Annotated in this window: 17 protein-coding genes; 10 read left to right on the top strand and 7 right to left on the bottom strand. The window is 66.6% G+C overall.

The window, feature by feature from the left end:
* Positions 1–87: 87 nt before the first annotated feature.
* Positions 88–393 (bottom strand): ribosome assembly RNA-binding protein YhbY, encoded by a 306-nt coding sequence (yhbY, locus tag ACKN61_RS17440; RefSeq protein WP_408950589.1) that lies wholly within the window; start codon positions 391–393, stop codon positions 88–90.
* A gap of 78 nt (positions 394–471) precedes the next feature.
* On the opposite strand from yhbY, the gene rlmE reads away from it, so the two are divergent.
* The 3 genes from rlmE (at position 472) to folP (ending at position 4,414) form a co-directional block, all read left to right on the top strand.
* Positions 472–1,119 carry a 23S rRNA (uridine(2552)-2'-O)-methyltransferase RlmE gene (gene rlmE, locus ACKN61_RS17435; RefSeq protein ID WP_031374346.1) on the top strand — a complete coding sequence of 216 codons (648 nt, stop codon included), beginning with the start codon at positions 472–474 and terminating at the stop codon, positions 1,117–1,119.
* 147 nt (positions 1,120–1,266) lie between these two features.
* Positions 1,267–3,174 carry an ATP-dependent zinc metalloprotease FtsH gene (gene ftsH / locus ACKN61_RS17430; RefSeq protein ID WP_031374345.1) on the top strand — a complete coding sequence of 636 codons (1,908 nt, stop codon included), beginning with the start codon at positions 1,267–1,269 and terminating at the stop codon, positions 3,172–3,174.
* A 337-nt stretch (positions 3,175–3,511) separates the two neighbouring features.
* Positions 3,512–4,414: a dihydropteroate synthase gene (gene folP, locus ACKN61_RS17425; RefSeq protein WP_408950588.1), complete on the top strand. Its 903-nt coding sequence runs from the start codon at positions 3,512–3,514 to the stop codon at positions 4,412–4,414.
* Positions 4,415–5,116: 702 nt separating this feature from the next.
* On the opposite strand, the gene ACKN61_RS17420 is transcribed toward folP, so the two are convergent.
* Positions 5,117–5,332 carry a hypothetical protein gene (locus ACKN61_RS17420; RefSeq protein WP_408950587.1) on the bottom strand — a complete coding sequence of 72 codons (216 nt, stop codon included), beginning with the start codon at positions 5,330–5,332 and terminating at the stop codon, positions 5,117–5,119.
* Between the two features lie 577 nt (positions 5,333–5,909).
* On the opposite strand from ACKN61_RS17420, the gene miaA reads away from it, so the two are divergent.
* From miaA to ACKN61_RS17390, 6 genes are all read left to right on the top strand, one after another.
* On the top strand, positions 5,910–6,881 hold the full coding sequence (gene miaA / locus ACKN61_RS17415; protein WP_408950586.1) for a tRNA (adenosine(37)-N6)-dimethylallyltransferase MiaA: 972 nt from the start codon (positions 5,910–5,912) through the stop codon (positions 6,879–6,881).
* A 181-nt stretch (positions 6,882–7,062) separates the two neighbouring features.
* Positions 7,063–7,344, top strand: coding sequence for an RNA chaperone Hfq (gene hfq, locus ACKN61_RS17410; protein WP_031374342.1), 282 nt, complete (start codon positions 7,063–7,065; stop codon positions 7,342–7,344).
* A gap of 41 nt (positions 7,345–7,385) precedes the next feature.
* Positions 7,386–8,684 carry a ribosome rescue GTPase HflX gene (gene hflX / locus ACKN61_RS17405; RefSeq protein WP_408950585.1) on the top strand — a complete coding sequence of 433 codons (1,299 nt, stop codon included), beginning with the start codon at positions 7,386–7,388 and terminating at the stop codon, positions 8,682–8,684.
* A gap of 145 nt (positions 8,685–8,829) precedes the next feature.
* On the top strand, positions 8,830–9,945 hold the full coding sequence (hflK, locus tag ACKN61_RS17400; protein WP_031374340.1) for an FtsH protease activity modulator HflK: 1,116 nt from the start codon (positions 8,830–8,832) through the stop codon (positions 9,943–9,945).
* Positions 9,942–10,805: a protease modulator HflC gene (gene hflC, locus ACKN61_RS17395; protein WP_408950584.1), complete on the top strand. Its 864-nt coding sequence runs from the start codon at positions 9,942–9,944 to the stop codon at positions 10,803–10,805. The genes hflK and hflC overlap by 4 nt, the downstream gene beginning before the upstream one ends.
* Positions 10,806–10,811: 6 nt before the next feature.
* Complete coding sequence (locus tag ACKN61_RS17390; RefSeq protein WP_408950583.1) at positions 10,812–11,000, top strand: DUF2065 domain-containing protein; 189 nt, start codon at positions 10,812–10,814, stop codon at positions 10,998–11,000.
* 142 nt (positions 11,001–11,142) lie between these two features.
* On the opposite strand, the gene ACKN61_RS17385 is transcribed toward ACKN61_RS17390, so the two are convergent.
* The 5 genes from ACKN61_RS17385 to ACKN61_RS17365 form a co-directional block, all read right to left on the bottom strand.
* The gene (locus ACKN61_RS17385; protein ID WP_408950582.1) at positions 11,143–11,664 is read right to left on the bottom strand and encodes a hypothetical protein; all 522 of its coding nucleotides are present in this window, start codon (positions 11,662–11,664) and stop codon (positions 11,143–11,145) included.
* 55 nt (positions 11,665–11,719) lie between these two features.
* Positions 11,720–12,208, bottom strand: coding sequence for a YcxB family protein (locus ACKN61_RS17380; RefSeq protein WP_408950581.1), 489 nt, complete (start codon positions 12,206–12,208; stop codon positions 11,720–11,722).
* Between the two features lie 104 nt (positions 12,209–12,312).
* Complete coding sequence (locus ACKN61_RS17375; RefSeq protein WP_408950580.1) at positions 12,313–12,786, bottom strand: DUF6714 family protein; 474 nt, start codon at positions 12,784–12,786, stop codon at positions 12,313–12,315.
* A 109-nt stretch (positions 12,787–12,895) separates the two neighbouring features.
* Entirely contained in the window at positions 12,896–13,366 is a 471-nt protein-coding gene (locus tag ACKN61_RS17370) for a group II truncated hemoglobin (RefSeq protein ID WP_408950579.1), read from the bottom strand.
* Between the two features lie 864 nt (positions 13,367–14,230).
* Positions 14,231–15,205, bottom strand: a complete 975-nt coding sequence (locus tag ACKN61_RS17365) for an MBL fold metallo-hydrolase (protein ID WP_408950578.1) — start codon at positions 15,203–15,205, stop codon at positions 14,231–14,233.
* A gap of 974 nt (positions 15,206–16,179) precedes the next feature.
* On the opposite strand from ACKN61_RS17365, the gene ACKN61_RS17360 reads away from it, so the two are divergent.
* Entirely contained in the window at positions 16,180–17,472 is a 1,293-nt protein-coding gene (locus tag ACKN61_RS17360) for an adenylosuccinate synthase (protein WP_031374330.1), read from the top strand.
* The last annotated feature ends 28 nt before the right edge of the window (positions 17,473–17,500 follow it).

The following is a 17,500-nucleotide window of genomic DNA, read 5'->3' as shown; positions in this document are numbered from 1 at the left end:
GAGTGGGAGTAGGGAATGGCAAGAAGCGGAGTGGAGCAGGGCCGGACGTTCCGATTCCCTATTCCCGATTCTCCATTCCCGGCACCATCAAGTCCGCGGCAGGACGATCTGGCGCTTTTCCTTGCTCGGGCGGTACAGCACGGCGGTATGGCCGATGCGTTGGACCAGGGCGGCGTCGGTGCGCTCGGCAATCTCAGCGATGGCTGCGTCGCGAGTGTCGCGGTCTTCGGCGCCGACCTTGATCTTGATCAGTTCGTGGTGCTCGAGGGCGCTATCGACCTCGGCGACCAGCGCATCGGTGATGCCCTTGCCACCGACCTGGAGCATGGCCTTGAGATCGTGGGCCTGTCCGCGCAGGAAACGGGTCTGGGCGGAGGTCAACAGGGTGGGCATTGGGTCACACGAACGGAGCGGGAGGGGCGCTCAGGGTATCATGGCGTCCCCAACCCCCGCCGGGACGGCCGCCCGCACATGGCGACCCGCAGCAAAAGCAGCCAACGCTGGCTCAAGGAACACTTCTCGGACCCCTTCGTAAAGAAGGCCAAGGCCGAAGGCTTGCGTTCGCGCGCCGCCTACAAACTCGAGGAGCTGGTCGAGCGCGACCGGCTGCTCAAGCCGGGCATGGTCGTGGTGGACCTCGGCGCCGCCCCGGGCGGCTGGTCGCAATGGGTCCGCCAGGAGCTGGACCGCCTCAACGCCGCCAAGCCGGGCCGGATCATCGCCCTGGACATCCTGGAGATGCCCGGCCTGGCCGGGGTCGAGTTCATCCTCGGCGATTTCCGCGAGGACCAGGTCTTAACCCAGCTCGAGCAGGCCCTGGCCGGGCAGACCGTGGACCTTGTGCTGTCGGACATGGCCCCCAATATGAGCGGTGTGGACGCGGTGGACCTGCCGCGGGCGATGCACCTTTCCGAGCTGGCGATGGATTTCGCCGACCGGCACCTAAGGGTCGACGGCACCTTCCTGATCAAGCTGTTCCAGGGTGTGGGCTTCGACGATTACGTGCGGGAACTGCGCCGTCGCTACGCCAAGGTCTCGATCCGCAAGCCGGCGGCCTCGCGCAAGCGATCCCCGGAGGTGTACGCGCTGGCGCAGGGCAAGCGGGCCACGCCGACCTGAACGCCAAGGCGTCGGGCCGGCGGCCGGCCGACCCAGCTGCTTTTGGCAGGTGTCCGGCGGCGGGTGGTGTGACAATCTGAGCGGTACCGCCGGCGCAAGAGGCGTCGGAGGACACGAGGCCCCACAGGGCCGCAGGCTAGGAAATACATGAACGATTTGGCCAAGAATCTGCTGCTTTGGGTAATCGTCGCCGTCGTACTGATGGTGGTGTTCCAGGCGTTCGGCCCGCGTGCGGCGGGCACCGATGCGATCTCCTACGATCAGTTCATCGCCCAGGTCCAGAGCGACCGGGTCAAGGAGATCAAATTCTCCGACGATCGCACCACGATCACCGGCACGCGCAAGGACGACACCAAGTTCACCACCTACGCCGCGCAAGACCCTTACCTGATCAACGACCTGCTCAATCACAAGGTCGAGACCGTGCAGACGCCGCAGTCGAGCAGCCCGTCGCTGGTGGTGATCCTGATCAACGTCCTGCCCTGGTTGCTGTTCATCGGCATCTGGGTCTATTTCATGCGCCAGATGCAGCAGGGCGGCAGCAAGGGTGCGATGAGCTTCGGCCGTTCGCGCGCCAAGCTGCAGGGCGAGGACCAGGTCAAGGTGACCCTGGCCGACGTCGCCGGCTGCGACGAGGCCAAGGAAGAGGTCGGCGAGCTGGTCGAGTTCCTGCGCGATCCGTCCAAGTTCCAGAAGCTCGGCGGCAAGATCCCGCGCGGCGTGCTGATGGTCGGCCCGCCGGGCACCGGCAAGACCCTGCTCGCGCGCGCCATCGCCGGCGAAGCCAAGGTGCCGTTCTTCAGCATTTCCGGTTCCGACTTCGTCGAGATGTTCGTCGGCGTCGGCGCCAGCCGCGTGCGCGACATGTTCGAGCAGGCCAAGAAGCACGCTCCGTGCATCATCTTCATCGACGAAATCGACGCGGTCGGCCGTCATCGCGGCGCCGGTCTCGGCGGCGGTCATGACGAGCGCGAGCAGACCCTCAACCAGTTGCTGGTCGAGATGGACGGTTTCGAAGGCGGCGAAGGCGTGATCGTGATCGCCGCGACCAACCGCCCCGACGTGCTCGACCCGGCGCTGCTGCGTCCGGGCCGTTTCGACCGTCAGGTCGTGGTCGGCCTGCCGGACGTGAAGGGCCGCGAGCAGATCCTGCGCGTGCACATGCGCAAGCTGCCGCTGCACGACGACGTCGAGCCGATGACCATCGCCCGCGGCACCCCGGGTTTCAGCGGCGCCGACCTGGCCAACCTCTGCAACGAGGCGGCATTGTTCGCCGCGCGCGAGAACGGCAAGGACGTGCGCATGGAGCACTTCGACAAGGCGCGCGACAAGATCCTGATGGGCGCCGAGCGCCGCTCGATGGCCATGAGCGAGGACGAGAAGAAGCTGACCGCCTACCACGAGGCCGGCCACGCCATCGTCGGCCGCGTCGTGCCCGAGCACGATCCGGTCTACAAGGTCACCATCATTCCGCGCGGCCGCGCCCTCGGCGTGACCATGTACCTGCCGGAAGGCGACAAGTACTCGATGAACCGCGTGGCCATCGAATCGATGCTGTGCTCGCTGTACGGCGGCCGCGTCGCCGAAGAGCTGATCTTCGGCGTCGACAAGGTCACCACCGGCGCGTCCAACGACATCGAGCGCGCCACCAAGATGGCCCGCAACATGGTCACCAAGTGGGGCCTCAGCGACGAGATGGGCCCGATCGCCTACGGCGAAGAAGAAGACGAAGTCTTCCTCGGCCGTTCGGTCACCCAGCACAAGAACGTGTCCAACGAGACCGCGCGCCGGATCGACGAAGTCGTGCGCGGCATCCTCGACAAGGCCTACGGCCGCACCTCGCAGATCCTCAAGGACAACCTGGACAAGCTGCACATGATGGCCGAGGCCCTGCTGCAGTACGAAACCATCGACGCCGCGCAGATCGACGAGATCATGGCCGGCCGCGAGCCGGGTCCGCCGGCCGATTGGGCCAAGTCGGGCCGCATCTCCAAGGACGACCCGGGTCCGGGCCGCCCCGGCAGCCAGATCGGCGGGCCTGCGGCGCAGACCTGAAGGTCGGGATTCGGGATTCGAAATCGGTAAAGCAAAGCGAACGGCGCCTGAGAAATCGGGCGCCGTTTTGTTTGGGCCGGGATTTGGGATTCGGGATTAGGGATTGGCAAAGGCCAGAGCCTGGAAGGACATCCAGGTCAGGCGGATATCTTTGCTTCCGACCGGAGATGAAAGCCCCAGGACGCTTGCGTAAGTTAGAGGCAGCGCGAAAACTCTTCCCGATTCCCGATTCCCGATTCCCGATTCCCGATTCCCGATTCCCGATTCCCGATTCCCGATTCCCGATTCCCGATTCCCGATTCCCGATTCCCGATTCCCGATTCCGGTCCCCAATCCCATGTTCGATCTCGCCACCACCCTCGACTGCAACGGCCGCCGCCTCGTCCTCGACCGCCCGCGGATCATGGGCATCGTCAACGTGACGCCCGATTCCTTCTCCGACGGCGGCGCTCACGACAGCCTCGAGGCTGCCGTGGCGCACGGTCTGAAGCTGGCCGGGGAGGGCGCCGACCTGCTCGACATCGGCGGCGAATCGACCCGCCCCGGCGCCGCCGAGGTGCCGCTGGAGGAAGAGCTGCGGCGCACGATCCCGGTGATCGAACGTCTAGCCCGCGAGACCGGGCTGCCGATCAGCATCGACACCTCCAAGCCGGAGGTCATGCGCGCCGCGGTCGCGGCCGGCGCCGGCCTGATCAACGATGTCTACGCGCTGCGCCGCGAGGGCGCGCTCGATGCCGCCGCCGAACTCGGCGTGCCGGTGGTGCTGATGCACATGCAGGGCGAGCCACGTTCGATGCAGGCCGACCCGGTCTACGACGACGTCGTCGCCGAAGTGCATCGTTTCCTGGTCGAGCGCCTGTTCGCCGCCGAGATGGCCGGCATCGCCAAGAAACGGATCGTCGTCGATCCAGGCTTCGGCTTCGGCAAGACCCTCACCCACAACCTGGCCTTGCTTGCGCAGTTGCAGCGTTTCGGCGAACTCGGCGTGCCGGTGCTTGCGGGGCTGTCGCGCAAGCGAAGCATCGGCGAGCTTACCGGCCGCGACGACGCGCACGAGCGCGTCCACGGTTCGGTGGCCGCGCACCTGATCGCGGCCCAGCGCGGCGCGAAGCTGTTGCGCGTGCACGACGTCGCCGCCACCGTCGACGCGATCAAGGTCTGGGAAGCGGTCGCGGCGCAGCCGATGCCGCGGCGCGCGGCCGCGTCGGCGCCGGGCCTGAAGTGGCCCGACGACGAGTAAGTCCCTTCGCCGTTGCGATGCCCGGTGCGTAGCCTTGATTACCGGAACGGAAGCGGCGGCCCGCGACTTGAGCGCGGAAAACCGCAGTCGCCGCAGCGCAGGGTCTGCGGCGCAGTGCGTTCAGCGGCAGATCGTTGCGAGCGATCTGTCGCCCGCTTAGTGCCATCTCGTCCTCAACAATCGCCACGATCGCGAAAGCCTTGCCGCGCAAGGCGTGAAACACCTTGCATGAAGATTGTCCGCAGGCTTGTCCACAGGCATCGTGGGCAGCGCGATGCGCTCGCTTCGATGCGCTCGAAGCTGCGGTGCCGCCCCTCCTGAGTTTCGGGCACACAAGCATCGAGGCGTGTCGATGCCTTCGATCCAGCCCTGGGCGAGCGCTCGCGAAGTCAAGCGTTTGACGAAGTAGGCAAGGCTTGTTCTTCGGTGCGGGAGCGGTGGTCAAAGTTTCGCCATAATCCGTGCGCCCTTGCCGCACAAAGCGTGAAACCCGATTCCATCGTGTGTGTCCGCAGCTTTGTCCACAGCGATTGTGGACATTGCGCAAGCCGTTTCGCGCAATGAGCGGTCTGCGCTTGTGCATCGGTGGGAAGATTTGCGCGATCCCGGGCGGGAGCGGAGCCTGCGATGCGCGTTCGAGCCTCGTTCGCGCCAGGTGGGACCGATGGGCGGCCAGGCGATTTCAGGCCTTTTCGTGTGTGGTCAAAATTTCGCCATAGTTGCTTCGGCCTTGCGGCATAAGGCGTGAAACCCGATTGCATCGCCGCTGTCCGCAGGTTTGTCCACAGGCTTTGTGGACATCGCCGCGTGCATGCCGCGGGCGATGCGGCCGCCTGTTTGTTGCGAGGCGATACGACACCATGCCGTTTGTGTCCATAGCGGCGACGGGCGTTCGTCGAGTGCCGCATCGCCTTCCATGTCAAGTCTTCGGCGACGAATTCCCGCGGATTTCCTCGCGGCGGACGCGTGGCGAAAAATTGATCAAACTTGTCGCGGCCTTGTCACATAAGGCGTGAAACACGGTTGCACGGTGTCTGTCCGCAGGTTTGTCCACAGCGATTGTGGACAGCGCTTCGCGTCGCTTGCGCGCGCCGTGGTCGTGCGGCGATTCGGATCGGTCGGGGATGCCGACTATGAGATGCAAGTCAAGAAAAATAAGTGATCAATAAATGATCAAACTTATCGCGAGCGTTACGCCGCAACGGATTGCGCTTGCTCCGCGACAGACTGTCCGCAGGCTTGTCCACAGGCTGTGTGGACAAACGTCATGGCCTGGTCAAAAAAGCGACAAACAAGCGCGATCCCTTACCAGGCCTGGGCGCGATGGGCTTGTCCACAGGCTTGCCCCTGTGCTTCTCCACAACCTCTGTGGAGAGCGCCGGCGCCGCGCCGCTCAGACCGCGGCTCGGGCCGAGCCGGGCCGAACCGCCGCTTCCTCGATGCCCGCGCCTGTGCGAGGCTGCCGGCTCGCTCCACCGCCGTGCCGCCGTCCCGCATGAACGCTTCCGCCGATCCCCGCCCGCTCGCCATCGCCCTGATGGGCCCGACTGCGTCGGGTAAGACCGCGCTCGCCCTGGAGTGGGCGCGGCGCTTCGGCGGCGAGATCGTCAGCGTCGATTCGGCCCTGGTCTATCGCGGCCTCGACATCGGCGCGGCCAAACCGAGCGCCGCCGAATTGGCTAGCGTGCGCCATCACTTGATCGACGTGCGCGAGCCCTGGCAGCCGTATTCGGCCGCCGAGTTCGCGCTCGACGCCCGCCGCGCGCTCGACGACATCGCCGGCCGCGGGCGCCTGCCGATCCTCGCCGGCGGCACCGGCCTGTACTTCCACGCCTTGCTGCACGGCCTGTCGGCCATGCCCGAGGCCGATCCGGCCACGCGCGCGCAACTCGCCGCCGAAGCCGAGACGCTCGGCTGGGCGGCCCTGCACGCGCAACTGGCGCAGGTCGACCCCGAGGCCGCGGCGCGCATCCACGCCACCGACGCCCAGCGCATCCAGCGCGCGCTGGAAGTGTTCCGCCTGTCCGGGCGCAGCATGAGCGAGTGGCGCCGCGACTCGCTCGCCGCGCCGCGCCTGCCGTACCGCGTGCTCAAGCTGGTGCTGGCGCCGGCCGAGCGCGCCGTGCTGCATGCCCGCATCGAGCGCCGCTTCGAGCAGATGCTCGCCAAGGGGTTCCTCGATGAAGTCCGCGGCCTGCGCGCGTTACCGGCGCTGCAGGCGCACCCGCGGCCGCAGGACTTGCCGGCGATCCGCGCGGTCGGCTACCGCCAGGCCTGGGAGCACCTCGACGGCGACTACGACGCCCGGGAATTCCACGATCGCGGCGTTTACGCCACCCGCCAGCTCGCCAAGCGCCAGTTGACCTGGCTGCGCGGCGAGCTTGACGCCCGCTGGTTCGATCCTTTGCGCGATGCGGCCGAACTGGAGGGGGCCCTGGCCCTGTTTATGGGCGCCGGCCCGCTATAGACACATTCGGCGCTTAGAATGAGGCGCGTAAACCCGGAACCGGGTCGCAATGTTTGCTATCACTTGCGTTAACATCGGCCGGTCGCCCTGTGGGGACAACAGCCGGCGATACGGCCGTGCTCCGCACCATCGGTGCCGGGCGTGCCGTCCTAATAACTAGAACATGCTGGGGAATTAGAAGATGTCTAAGGGGCAATCCCTACAGGATCCTTTCCTGAATGCGCTGCGTCGCGAACGCGTACCGGTCTCGGTCTACCTGGTCAACGGCATCAAGCTGCAGGGCACGATCGAATCCTTCGACCAATTCGTGGTGCTGTTGCGCAATACCGTGAGTCAGATGGTCTACAAGCACGCCATTTCCACCGTCGTTCCCGCGCGCAATGTCCGCGTCGGTCCGGGCGGCGGCTATGTGCAGTCCGCCGATGGCAGCGACAATGGCGACGGCGGCGACGAAACTGAGTAATCCGATGACGATGGCGGCGCTCGCGCCGACGGTGCGGACCTGTGTTTGAACGTTCGCGCAAAGGCGAGCACGCGCTGTTGATCCAGCCTCATGCCGGCGGCCCGCCGGATGAGGACTTGCTGGAAGAGTTCGCCGACCTGGCCCGGTCGGCGGGCGCGAGCGTGGCCGCGGTCCTGACCGCGCGCATCGACCGCCCGAACGCGGCGACCCTGATCGGCAGCGGCAAGCTCGACGAGGTCAAGGCCGCGGCCGAGGCCAGCGGCGCCGACCTGATCCTGGTCAATCACCCCTTGTCGCCGGGCCAGGAGCGCAATCTCGAGCGTTTCCTCGAACGGCGCGTGGTCGACCGCACCGGCCTGATCCTCGACATCTTCTCGCAGCGCGCGAAGAGCTCGGAAGGCAAGCTGCAGGTCGAACTGGCCCAGCTCAAGCACATGGCGACGCGCCTGGTGCGCGGCTGGACCCACCTGGAGCGCCAGCGCGGCGGCTCCATCGGCCTGCGCGGCCCCGGCGAAACCCAGCTCGAAACCGACCGCCGCCTGCTGCAGAAACGCCTGGAGCAATTGCAGCGCCGGCTCGACAAGGTCGAAGTGCAGCGCACTCAGATGCGCCGCGCGCGCCTGCGCAGCGAGCTGCCGCGCGTGGCCCTGGTCGGCTACACCAACGCCGGCAAATCCACCCTGTTCAATGCGATGACCGGTGCCGAGGCCTACGCCGCCGACCAGTTGTTCGCGACCCTCGACCCGACCGTACGCCGGATCGAGCTCTCCGGCGGCGCCGCGGTGCTGGCCGACACGGTCGGTTTCGTCCGCGACCTGCCGCATGAGCTGGTCGCCGCGTTCCGCTCGACCCTGTCGGAAGCGCGCGAGGCCGACCTGCTGCTGCACGTGATCGACGCCGCCGACCCGCTGCGCGACGAGCGCATCGCCCAGGTCGACGCGGTCCTGAACGAAATCGGCGCCGGCGATCTGCCGCAGGTGCTGGTGTTCAACAAGATCGACCGCCTCGACGGGGTCGAGCCGCGCATCGACCGGCCCGGCGAAGACAGCAGCCGGGTCTGGGTGTCGGCCCGCGACGGCCAGGGCCTGGACCTGCTGCGCAGCGCGCTGGGCGAGGCCCTGCAGCTGCGCCACGTCGCCGGCAGCGTGCGGATCGCGCCGCAGGACGCGCGCCTGCGCGCACGCCTGCACGAGCTCGGCGCGGTGCGTTCGGAGCTGGCCGACGAGCACGGCTGGCTGGTCGAGGTCGACCTGGCCGTGGCCGACGCCCAGCGCCTGTTCGCCCAGGCCAACGGCGAAGCATTGCGCCCCTTGCTTGAGGCCGTTCAGGCCCCCACCTAGAATCGACGGGTTCGTGCGCGGGTGACTGCGTGCGGACTCCCGCGGCGCAACCGGCGCCGTGGACCGGTCGCGGCGCAGGCCGAGGCCGGTGCAGCGGGCTGGACACAGGACGTCCCGCCCGGCGCCCACATCTTTAGGAGCAGGCATGGCCTGGAACACCCCTGGCAGTGACAATTCCGGCGACAACCCGCGTCCGCCGCGACAACGCAAACCGCAAGGTCGCGGTCTCGATGCTGTGATCGAGCCCTTGCGCGGCTTGTTCGGCAACGGAGGCGGCGGGATCCTGCGCTGGGTCGCGTTGCTGATCGGCCTGTGGCTGGTGTTCAACTGCTTCGTGCTCGTCACCGAGCAGGAACGCGGCGTGGTCCTGCGCTTCGGCGTGTTCTCGCGCGTGCTACAGCCCGGTCCGCACTTCAAGGCGCCGTGGCCGATCGAGCGCGTGACCAAGCTCAACGCGACCCAGAGCCAGGCCTACACCGAGACCATCCCGGTGCTGACCCGCGACGGCAACATGGTCAACGTCGAGATCAACGCCCAGTACCGGATCGAATCGCCGCGCCTGTTCCTGTTCGGCTCGCGCAAGCCCGACGACGTGCTCAAGCAGGCCGCCCAAAGCGCCGTGCGCGAGCAGATCGGCCGCTCCGACCTCGACACCGTGCTCGGCGCGCGCAGCGTGCTGACCACGCAGGTGCGCCAGCGCCTGCAGGCCTCGCTCAAGGACTACGAGACCGGACTGATCCTGACCGAGCTCAACCTGCCCAACGCCCGCCCGCCGGACGAGGTCAAGGACGCGTTCGACGAAGCCCAGCGCGCCAACGCCGACAAGACCACCTCGATCAACCAGGCCCAGGCCTACGCCAAGCAGATCGTTCCGGAAGCGCGAGGCGAGGCCCAGCGCGTGCGCACCACGGCCGAGGGCTACAAGACCTCGACCGTCGCCCGCGCCCAGGGCGACGCGACCCGTTTCTCGCTGCTGGTCGACCAGTACAAGAGCGCGCCCGACGTCACCCGTAAGCGCCTGTGGCTCGACACCGTGCAAGACGTGTTGAGCCAGAACCGCAAGATCGTCGGCGGCGATTCGCGCCAGGTGCTGTACGTGCCGATGGATCGCAACGTGCCGACCACTCCGGGCCCGGTCAGCGTGCCGCTGGTGACCCAGCCGGAAATGCTGAGCCCGGTCACCGCGACCGAATCGCAGTCCACCGTGCCCTATGTCGGCCGCCCCGCGCGTCCGAAGTCCCGCGACGAGGTGATCCGATGAGAGTTCCCGCCCTGATTGCCGCGGGCATCGCCTTGCTGCTCGCCTTGCTCGGTTCGGTGTTCGTGGTCAGCGAAGGCCACAGCGCGATCGTGTTCCGCCTCGGCACCGTGGTGCGCGAGGACATCGGTCCCGGCCTGCGCTTCAAGTGGCCGCTGATCGAGACCGCGCGCGTGTTCGACCGCCGCCTGCAGATCCTCGAATCGCCGCCGGAGCGTTACCTGACCGCCGACAAGCTCGACGTCAGCGTCGACTTCTTCGCTCTCGGCCAGATCGACGATATGCGCCGCTTCTTCCAGGCCACCGGCGGCGACGAGACCGTCGCGGTCGAGCGCCTGGCGCCGATCATCCGCGATTCGCTGCGCAACGAGATCAACTCGCTGAACCTGCTCGACGTGGTCAAGGGCGATCGCGAAGCGGTGATCGGCAAGCAGCTCGAAACCATCAACAAGGGCGCCGCGACCCTGGGTATCCGCATCAAGGACATCCGCATCAAGCGCATCGACCTGCCGCAGGACAGCAACGTGCTGGCCTCGGTCTACAACCAGATGCGTTCGCAGCGCCTGCAGGTCGCGAGCCAGCTGCGCGCCGAAGGCGTCGAACAGTCGCAGGCGATCCGCGCCACCGCCGACCGCGACAAGACCGTGATCCTGGCCGAAGCCGAACGCGACGCCCAGCGCCTGCGCGGCGAAGGCGACGCCGAAGCCACCCGCCTGTACGGCGAGGCCGCCAGCAAGGACCCGGCGTTCTTCACCTTCCAGCGCAGCCTGGAGAGCTATCGCAAGTCCTTCGCCGACGGCCAGAGCGTGATCGTGCTCGACCGCGACGATCCGTTCCTGCAATACCTCAAGTCCGACCGCTGATCGCGCATGGTCGGTGAGTTGATCCGGGCACTGTGCCTCGTCGCAGTGCTCGAAGGCCTGTTCCTGTTCGTCGCCCCGAACGGCTGGAAACGCGCAGCCGAGCAACTGCAGGCATTGCCCGACCGCCACCTGCGCATCGTAGGCGGCGTCGTGGTCGCGATCGGAGTGGTTTCGCTGTGGGTGTTGCGGGGCTGAGCATGCGCTGTCGCGGCCGTGCCCCCGGCGATTATCGTCGGCGCCACGCGAGCCCGGTTGCTCGCTGGGGCATCAAGCCCACTGTTTGAACTGCCCTGCGGCTTGAGCCGCGTCGCCGTATGGCGCGAACGATCGGCCCGGTCTAGGGCCGGCTTTTCTGGTTATTTGAAGGGCAAGGCTTGGGCGGGCGTGGGATCTGATGCAGCCGGTCGAGCGTGTATTCGGAGAATGCTTTTTCGAGGCTGCTCTTTCCCGAGAGCACGGACTCGATTCGAGCGCGGTCGCCGCTGCCGGGTGACATTTCGCCCAGCTCCAGCAAATTGCCGAGATCGCCCGACAGCTGGGGGCCGGCGTCCGAGGCGAAGGCCGCGTAATACTTGCCCACGTCAAGACGAACGCCACAGCACTGCTGCGTGGAATAGCGAATGGTCTTGGTGTTCGCGGTTCCGCGCAGGGTGTCGACGACCTGGATCCTGCCGATCACCTGCGTCGTCCACGGCTGGTCCGAGCCTTCTGTTTGCAGCTCTGAACTCAACAGCCGGAAGACGAAGACGTGCTTTGCCCGTCGCGCGGACACGGTGTCCAGGGGCGGCCCCGCGCACTGGCAGGCCGCTGCCGCGGTCGAGGCCAGCACGGCGATGACGAAGACGATGATCTTGCGCATCGGTGGGATCTACTCTGTGGGCGAAACGGATGGCGTGCAGGAAATGATCGGACCGTCAGCTGACTTTGCCGCCCGCCGCGGCCACATGCTCAAGAATGAACGCCTGAGCGTCGTACGGAACATCGCTCAACGGCAAGGTGGCGAACTGGGCCTTCGAGAACAGCAGCAGCCAGCAGGTTTCGAACTTCCATAGTTCGGCGACGGCCGACCAGGGCAGGGTGCTGGAGCCGCTGTCGGCGGAAAGGCTGAAACCGGCTTCGGTAATTGCCAGGGTCGCCTGCGGGTTGCGCATCGCCCTGAGCTTGCGCAGCGAGTTGCGGTAGTGGATGAGGTAAAGCGAGACCACGAAGCCCAGGCCGAGTGCGAACGTGGTCGCCATCAGGCCGGTCAGCCAGGAGCCGTCCCTTTGCAGCAGCAACACGCCCAGGGCAATGGCATTGAGCGCCATCACGATCAGGAAGCGCAGCCCGACCACCCGCCACCAGAACCCGAGTACGGCTCGGCGCAGCAAGGATTCGTCATAGGTGAGGGTCAAGGAATGCATGGGGCGCCTGATCGGGAGGGTTCGCAAATGCGGTCGAGGCCGCCTGGCTCGTCCAGACCGCGGCGATCGAATGACCCGGATGGTGCCAGTGCTCCCTGCCTGAGTCACTCTTGCGCGGCGAGGCCGTTGCGATAGTGGGCGCCCGGCGCCCAATACTCCTCAAGAGCGACGATGGCCTCATCCTTCCAGGCTGAGGCTTCCTCGAAGGCGAGGGCGTCCAGCACCGCAATCACGGCTTGCTCCTGTTGTTGGGTGAGCAAGGCGAAGCGCGGTGGATCGCGGTCCGGTGGGCGCAGCGAACTCAATAACGCGTCGATCGCCATCGAATCCGCCTGGTCCAGCTTGGCCAAGGCGTATCGCAGAAGCAGCGGCAGGTAGTGGCGCCACGAGATGGGGTCGAGATGCGCGACGCCCCAATGATGGGCTTCGAAATACGCAGCGACCGGACGGTCGAGTTCGGCGTCGAACGGCGCAGGCGCGTGGTGGTTGTCGAGGGCATTGCCGCCACGCAGCGACATCGAAGGCGCCGCGGTGCCGTCGCCGAATGCCCGATCGATAGCGCCCAGAATGCTGTCCACTGTTCTACTGCCTCGTCGAGCGGTCGCGGAGCGTTCGGTGCAATCAAGCCCTGAAGGCGATCCTGAGCGATGCGGCGAACGGCAGCAAGGCTCTCTCGTCTTGCGGCATTCAGCCTGTGTACGGCCCCTTGACCTCGCCCCAGCCCCAGCGCGGCATCGGCGCCTGCGGATCGACTGTGACGCCCGGCTGCGAATTGATCACCGCCAGGCGCGAGCCCCACTCCAGATAGCCGACCAGCGCCGAGCGGAACTCCGGGTCGTCGGGCATGCCGAGCTCGTCCGCCGTTTCCAGCAGCAGACCGACCCAGCGCCGCCGCTTCTCCTGGTTCAAGTGACGGTTGAGGTGCTGCTGGACCATATGCGGGTGCCCGCCGTGCCGCTTGCTGTAGTCGTCCGGCCCGCCGAGCACCTCGGCAAGAAAGCTCGCGACATGACCCGGATGGTCCGCGCCCATGTGCTCGAACACAGGCCCCAACAACGCGTCGGCCTTGACGTGCTCGTAGAAACGATCGGTCAGCCGGTTCAGCGCATCGATGCCGCCGAGCCACTCGTAGAGGGAGGGGATGCTTTGTTCGGGCATGGTGTCGTGTGGATTCGGTGCAGTGGCTGGGGCAGGTGGGATTACAGGCTCAACGAGATCGCTGCATGGAACTTATCGTCGCCATGGCGTGATGCGACCGGTAACCCGTTCAACGAAATACCAAATGACACATCCTAGTAGTGCCGAGCTTTGAAGTCAGCCAAAAGCTTAATCACGCACGCTACTCAGGTGTCTGCCATAGTGCGAAAGAAACGACTCGCGGCCGTCGCGATCCCTGGTAGTTGATTGTCGCAATGATGCTTAGGGGGCGGCTCGGGAGGCCTGTCAAATGCCTCTCGCATGTCCCATTGCACGGCACCGGTCTGCGCCGGATGGCTCTTGCCAGTCGACGAGTCTCGATGGAGGCTGCCAGCAGATATGCCCGCAACCCCCGCCTATGTTCTGAGCCTTGCCGCTGGCGAGGCAGGACACCAGGCAATCGTCTCCGACATTGCACCGGGCGGACAGAATCTCGATCCAGCAGCGCTCGGCGGCGGAAACGTTCTGAGCTGGTCGAAGCCGGGCCGAACAATGCTTGCTGGGCCCGTCCAGAAATGAGAAGTCGGCCGGCGGCGGTGGTGGCGGCGGCTGGGTGGTTCCTTCATCGGATGATGGCTTGCCGCAAGCGGTGAGGGCCAGCAAGATTGCAAATGCGATCGAAAATTCTTTCGTATGCCGTCGTGATGAGTGCGATCTGTAGCGTTTTGCGCCGCCGAAGTAAAGGCGAGCTACTTTCAACAATCTGCGACCATCGAACCGCCAGCTGTTCGTGTAAACGACGTTGGGCATGCGCTTTTTCCAGTGGAGGGCGCCATGCGCGCGCAGCGCGGACAACCGCGACGCGCGCGCTGCGTCCTTGGCGAATCAGCGAGCGGCGTCCTGCTCGGGTTCCCAGACGAAGCTGTCGCCCTGGGCCTTGATGTGCCCCAGCCCGGGGAAGGGGAAATGCACCGAGTACACGCGTAGTTTGCCGTCGGCGGCACGTTGCAGGAGCGCGCGCCGGCTGGTCTGGGCCAGCGGTGCGTTCATGTCGTACTGCACCGTCCATTCCGGGCGCTGCACCGAGATCACGTAATGATGCGCGGTGTCGCCGATATAGAGCAGGCGTTCGTCGCCCGATGCGATCTCGTAGGCGCTGTGCCCGGGCGTGTGCCCGTCGACGGCCACGGCGGTGACCACGCCGGGAACGATCGCCGCGCCGGGCTGGAAGGTCGCGACCTTCGGCGCGATCGCGGCGACCAGTGCGGCGGCGTCGCGGTCGCCTTTCAGGGATTCCCATTCGGGCGCCGAGAGATGGATGGCCGCGTTGGGGAAGGCCAACGAGCCTTCGCGCGTCAGCAGGCCGCCCACATGATCCTGGTGCTGGTGCGTGATGAAGATGTCGGTGACCTGCGAGGGCTCGACGCCGGCCGCGCGCAGCGAAGCGGGCAAGCGCCCGGCGCGCGCGAACGAAGCATCCGCCGCGCCGGTGTCGAACAGCAGGGTGCGCGCCCCGCTGCGGACCAGCAAGGGCTGGATGCTGAGGTGCAGTACGTCGGTCGGCGCACCCGCGGCGGTAAGCAGCGCGTTCACCTGATCGGCGGGCTGGCCGATGGCGAAGGTCTTGCCGTCGTTGGCGGCTTCGATGTCGCCGTCTTTCAATGCTGCCGCCTCGAGCGTGCCGATGCGGAAGCGCAGCACGTCGGGGTTGCTCGCTTGCTGCGGTGCCGAGGGCGTGGTCGGCGTCGGCGTGTCGGTCGCGACAGACTGGGGTTGCGAGCATCCGGATAGCATCGCGCCGGCGAGGAGCGCACTGGCCAGGGACGCGATAGCGAATACAGAGCGGTAGGTGCGAGTCATCAGGGTGCTCTCGAGAAGGGGCGGTGGTGTTTGCCGATGACCGGCATCGCGATTCGACGAGCTTATATACGGCGATGTCCGCCAACAAGGCGATGCTCATCATCGCTGACCAGCAGGCATTTATGGACATGAGGTATGAAACGATGTGAATCGCGTGGTGGACTCTTTTGGATTAATGCTCGGTCCGCAATGGACAGTGGCGACGCAGCTCGAAGAGAGCGTCCGATTTCTGCGTCCTGCGGCGGACGCAGTTGCGTTCCGGAACCGGCCATTGCAACGCGTCGGCAAGGCTTCGCTTCGCGACTCACCCAATCTATCGCCTACACGACGCGCATCAACTCTGCCGAGAGAACCGCATCACCGTTGAGCGCGGTTCGCCCATCGCGTTGCGAATCCTTCCCGCACCGTCCCGGTTCCGACCCGGTTTCGTCCTGTCGCGGCGGTGGATATGCGTCTACAACCGGGGCGACGAATCAATGCGCCAACCGGCAGTTGCAGCCAGGCTGCAGCCCCGCCGCTTCGGTTGATGCAGGCGGCCTTCGTGGGCAGGCCGAATCCAGGCTGGGCTACCGATCGCGCGGGGCAGGCGAAGTCTTGAGCGGTTGAAGTCGCCGGGCGCGTCGGACCGCCCGGGGGCATGCGGGCCCGGTGCAAGGCCGGGCCCGCGTTTTGACCTGCAGGGGAGAGGCCCGGAGGAGGAGGCCAGAGGGAGGCGTGGGGCGGGGCCGGGCGAGGGATTTCCCGGCCCCTTCCATGAACGAATCGCCCCAATTGCCCCCAACCGCCCGATCCGGACCGATTTGGGGTGGCCTTGGCCTATCGAAACCCGGATAATGCACAAAAGCCGGCCGGGGACATCCCCGCCGGCTTTTTTCCGTTCATGGCCCTGTGGCGCGGCATCGGCTGCGACTGGGTCGGGGCGGTCGCCTCGCGGCCAATGCCGCTTTCACAGCAAGCGCAGGAGTTACAAGGTCATGGGTCAGTCAGTCGTCGTTCTCGGTGCCCAATGGGGCGATGAAGGCAAGGGCAAAATCGTCGACCTGCTGACCGAGCAGATCGGCGCCGTCGTGCGGTTCCAGGGCGGCCACAACGCCGGCCACACCCTCGTCATCGGCGGCAAGAAGACCGTCCTCCACCTGATTCCGTCGGGCATCCTGCGCGACGATGCGTTGTGCCTGATCGGCAACGGCGTCGTGTTGAGCCCGGCCGCGCTGCGCAAGGAAATCGGCGAGCTCGAGGAGACCGGCGTGGAAGTGCGTTCGCGCCTCAAGATCAGCCCGGCCACGCCGCTGATCATGCCGTACCACATCGCCCTGGATCAGGCCCGCGAGAAGGCCGCCGGCGGCAAGGCCATCGGCACCACCGGCCGCGGCATCGGCCCTGCGTACGAAGACAAGGTGGCGCGCCGCGGCATCCGCGTCGCCGACCTGCATTACCCGACCCAGCTCGCCGAGCAGCTGCGCACCGCGCTCGACTATCACAACTTCGTCCTGACCAAGTACCTGGGCGTCGACGCGGTCGACTACCAGCAGACCCTGGACGAGGCGCTGGCCTTCGGCGAATACGTCGAGCCGATGAAGTCCGACGTCGCCGGCATCCTTCACGACCTGCGCAAGCAGGGCAAGCGCGTGCTGTTCGAAGGCGCGCAGGGTTCGCTGCTCGACATCGACCACGGCACCTATCCCTACGTCACCTCGTCCAACACCACCGTCGGCGGCGCGCTCGCCGGCACCGGCGTCGGCGCGGACTCGATCGACTACGTGCTCGGCATCGCCAAGGCCTACGCGACCCGCGTCGGCGGCGGCCCGTTCCCGACCGAGCTCGACGACGAAGTCGGCCAGGGCATCCGCGACCGCGGCCAGGAATACGGCGCCACCACCGGCCGTCCGCGCCGCTGCGGCTGGATCGACATCGTCGCGCTGAAGCGTGCGGTGGCGATCAACGGCATCACCGGCCTGTGCATCACCAAGCTCGACGTGCTCGACGGCATGAAGACGCTGAAGATCTGCATCGCCTACGAATACCGCGGCAAGCGCACCGAATACGCGCCGCTCGACGCCGCCGGCTGGGACGAGTGCACGCCGGTCTACCTGGAGTTCCCGGGTTGGGAAGAGAACACCCACGGCATCACCGAGTGGGACAAGCTGCCGGCCGCGGCCCGCGCCTACCTGCGCGCGCTGGAAGAACTGGCCGGTTGCCAGTTGGCCATCGTCTCGACCGGTCCGGACCGCGCCCACACCATGGTGCTGCGCGATCCCTGGGCGTAAACGCCCACCGATCGGCGCTTGCCTGAGC

The sequence above is a fragment of the Lysobacter sp. Hz25 genome (assembly GCF_046097045.1).
GTDB classification, from domain to species: domain Bacteria; phylum Pseudomonadota; class Gammaproteobacteria; order Xanthomonadales; family Xanthomonadaceae; genus Lysobacter; species Lysobacter antibioticus_B.
This window is presented reverse-complemented; position numbering and strand designations above follow the sequence as displayed.

What these genes read in the sequence shown, in the direction of transcription:
- yhbY (WP_408950589.1), bottom strand. Translation starts at nt 393, where the DNA reads ATGCCCACCCTGTTGACCTCCGCCCAGACCCGTTTCCTGCGCGGACAG.
- rlmE (WP_031374346.1), top strand. Translation starts at nt 472, where the DNA reads ATGGCGACCCGCAGCAAAAGCAGCCAACGCTGGCTCAAGGAACACTTC.
- ftsH (WP_031374345.1), top strand. Translation starts at nt 1,267, where the DNA reads ATGAACGATTTGGCCAAGAATCTGCTGCTTTGGGTAATCGTCGCCGTC.
- folP (WP_408950588.1), top strand. Translation starts at nt 3,512, where the DNA reads ATGTTCGATCTCGCCACCACCCTCGACTGCAACGGCCGCCGCCTCGTC.
- ACKN61_RS17420 (WP_408950587.1), bottom strand. Translation starts at nt 5,332, where the DNA reads ATGGAAGGCGATGCGGCACTCGACGAACGCCCGTCGCCGCTATGGACA.
- miaA (WP_408950586.1), top strand. Translation starts at nt 5,910, where the DNA reads ATGAACGCTTCCGCCGATCCCCGCCCGCTCGCCATCGCCCTGATGGGC.
- hfq (WP_031374342.1), top strand. Translation starts at nt 7,063, where the DNA reads ATGTCTAAGGGGCAATCCCTACAGGATCCTTTCCTGAATGCGCTGCGT.
- hflK (WP_031374340.1), top strand. Translation starts at nt 8,830, where the DNA reads ATGGCCTGGAACACCCCTGGCAGTGACAATTCCGGCGACAACCCGCGT.
- hflC (WP_408950584.1), top strand. Translation starts at nt 9,942, where the DNA reads ATGAGAGTTCCCGCCCTGATTGCCGCGGGCATCGCCTTGCTGCTCGCC.
- ACKN61_RS17390 (WP_408950583.1), top strand. Translation starts at nt 10,812, where the DNA reads ATGGTCGGTGAGTTGATCCGGGCACTGTGCCTCGTCGCAGTGCTCGAA.
- ACKN61_RS17385 (WP_408950582.1), bottom strand. Translation starts at nt 11,664, where the DNA reads ATGCGCAAGATCATCGTCTTCGTCATCGCCGTGCTGGCCTCGACCGCG.
- ACKN61_RS17380 (WP_408950581.1), bottom strand. Translation starts at nt 12,208, where the DNA reads ATGCATTCCTTGACCCTCACCTATGACGAATCCTTGCTGCGCCGAGCC.
- ACKN61_RS17370 (WP_408950579.1), bottom strand. Translation starts at nt 13,366, where the DNA reads ATGCCCGAACAAAGCATCCCCTCCCTCTACGAGTGGCTCGGCGGCATC.
- ACKN61_RS17365 (WP_408950578.1), bottom strand. Translation starts at nt 15,205, where the DNA reads ATGACTCGCACCTACCGCTCTGTATTCGCTATCGCGTCCCTGGCCAGT.
- ACKN61_RS17360 (WP_031374330.1), top strand. Translation starts at nt 16,180, where the DNA reads ATGGGTCAGTCAGTCGTCGTTCTCGGTGCCCAATGGGGCGATGAAGGC.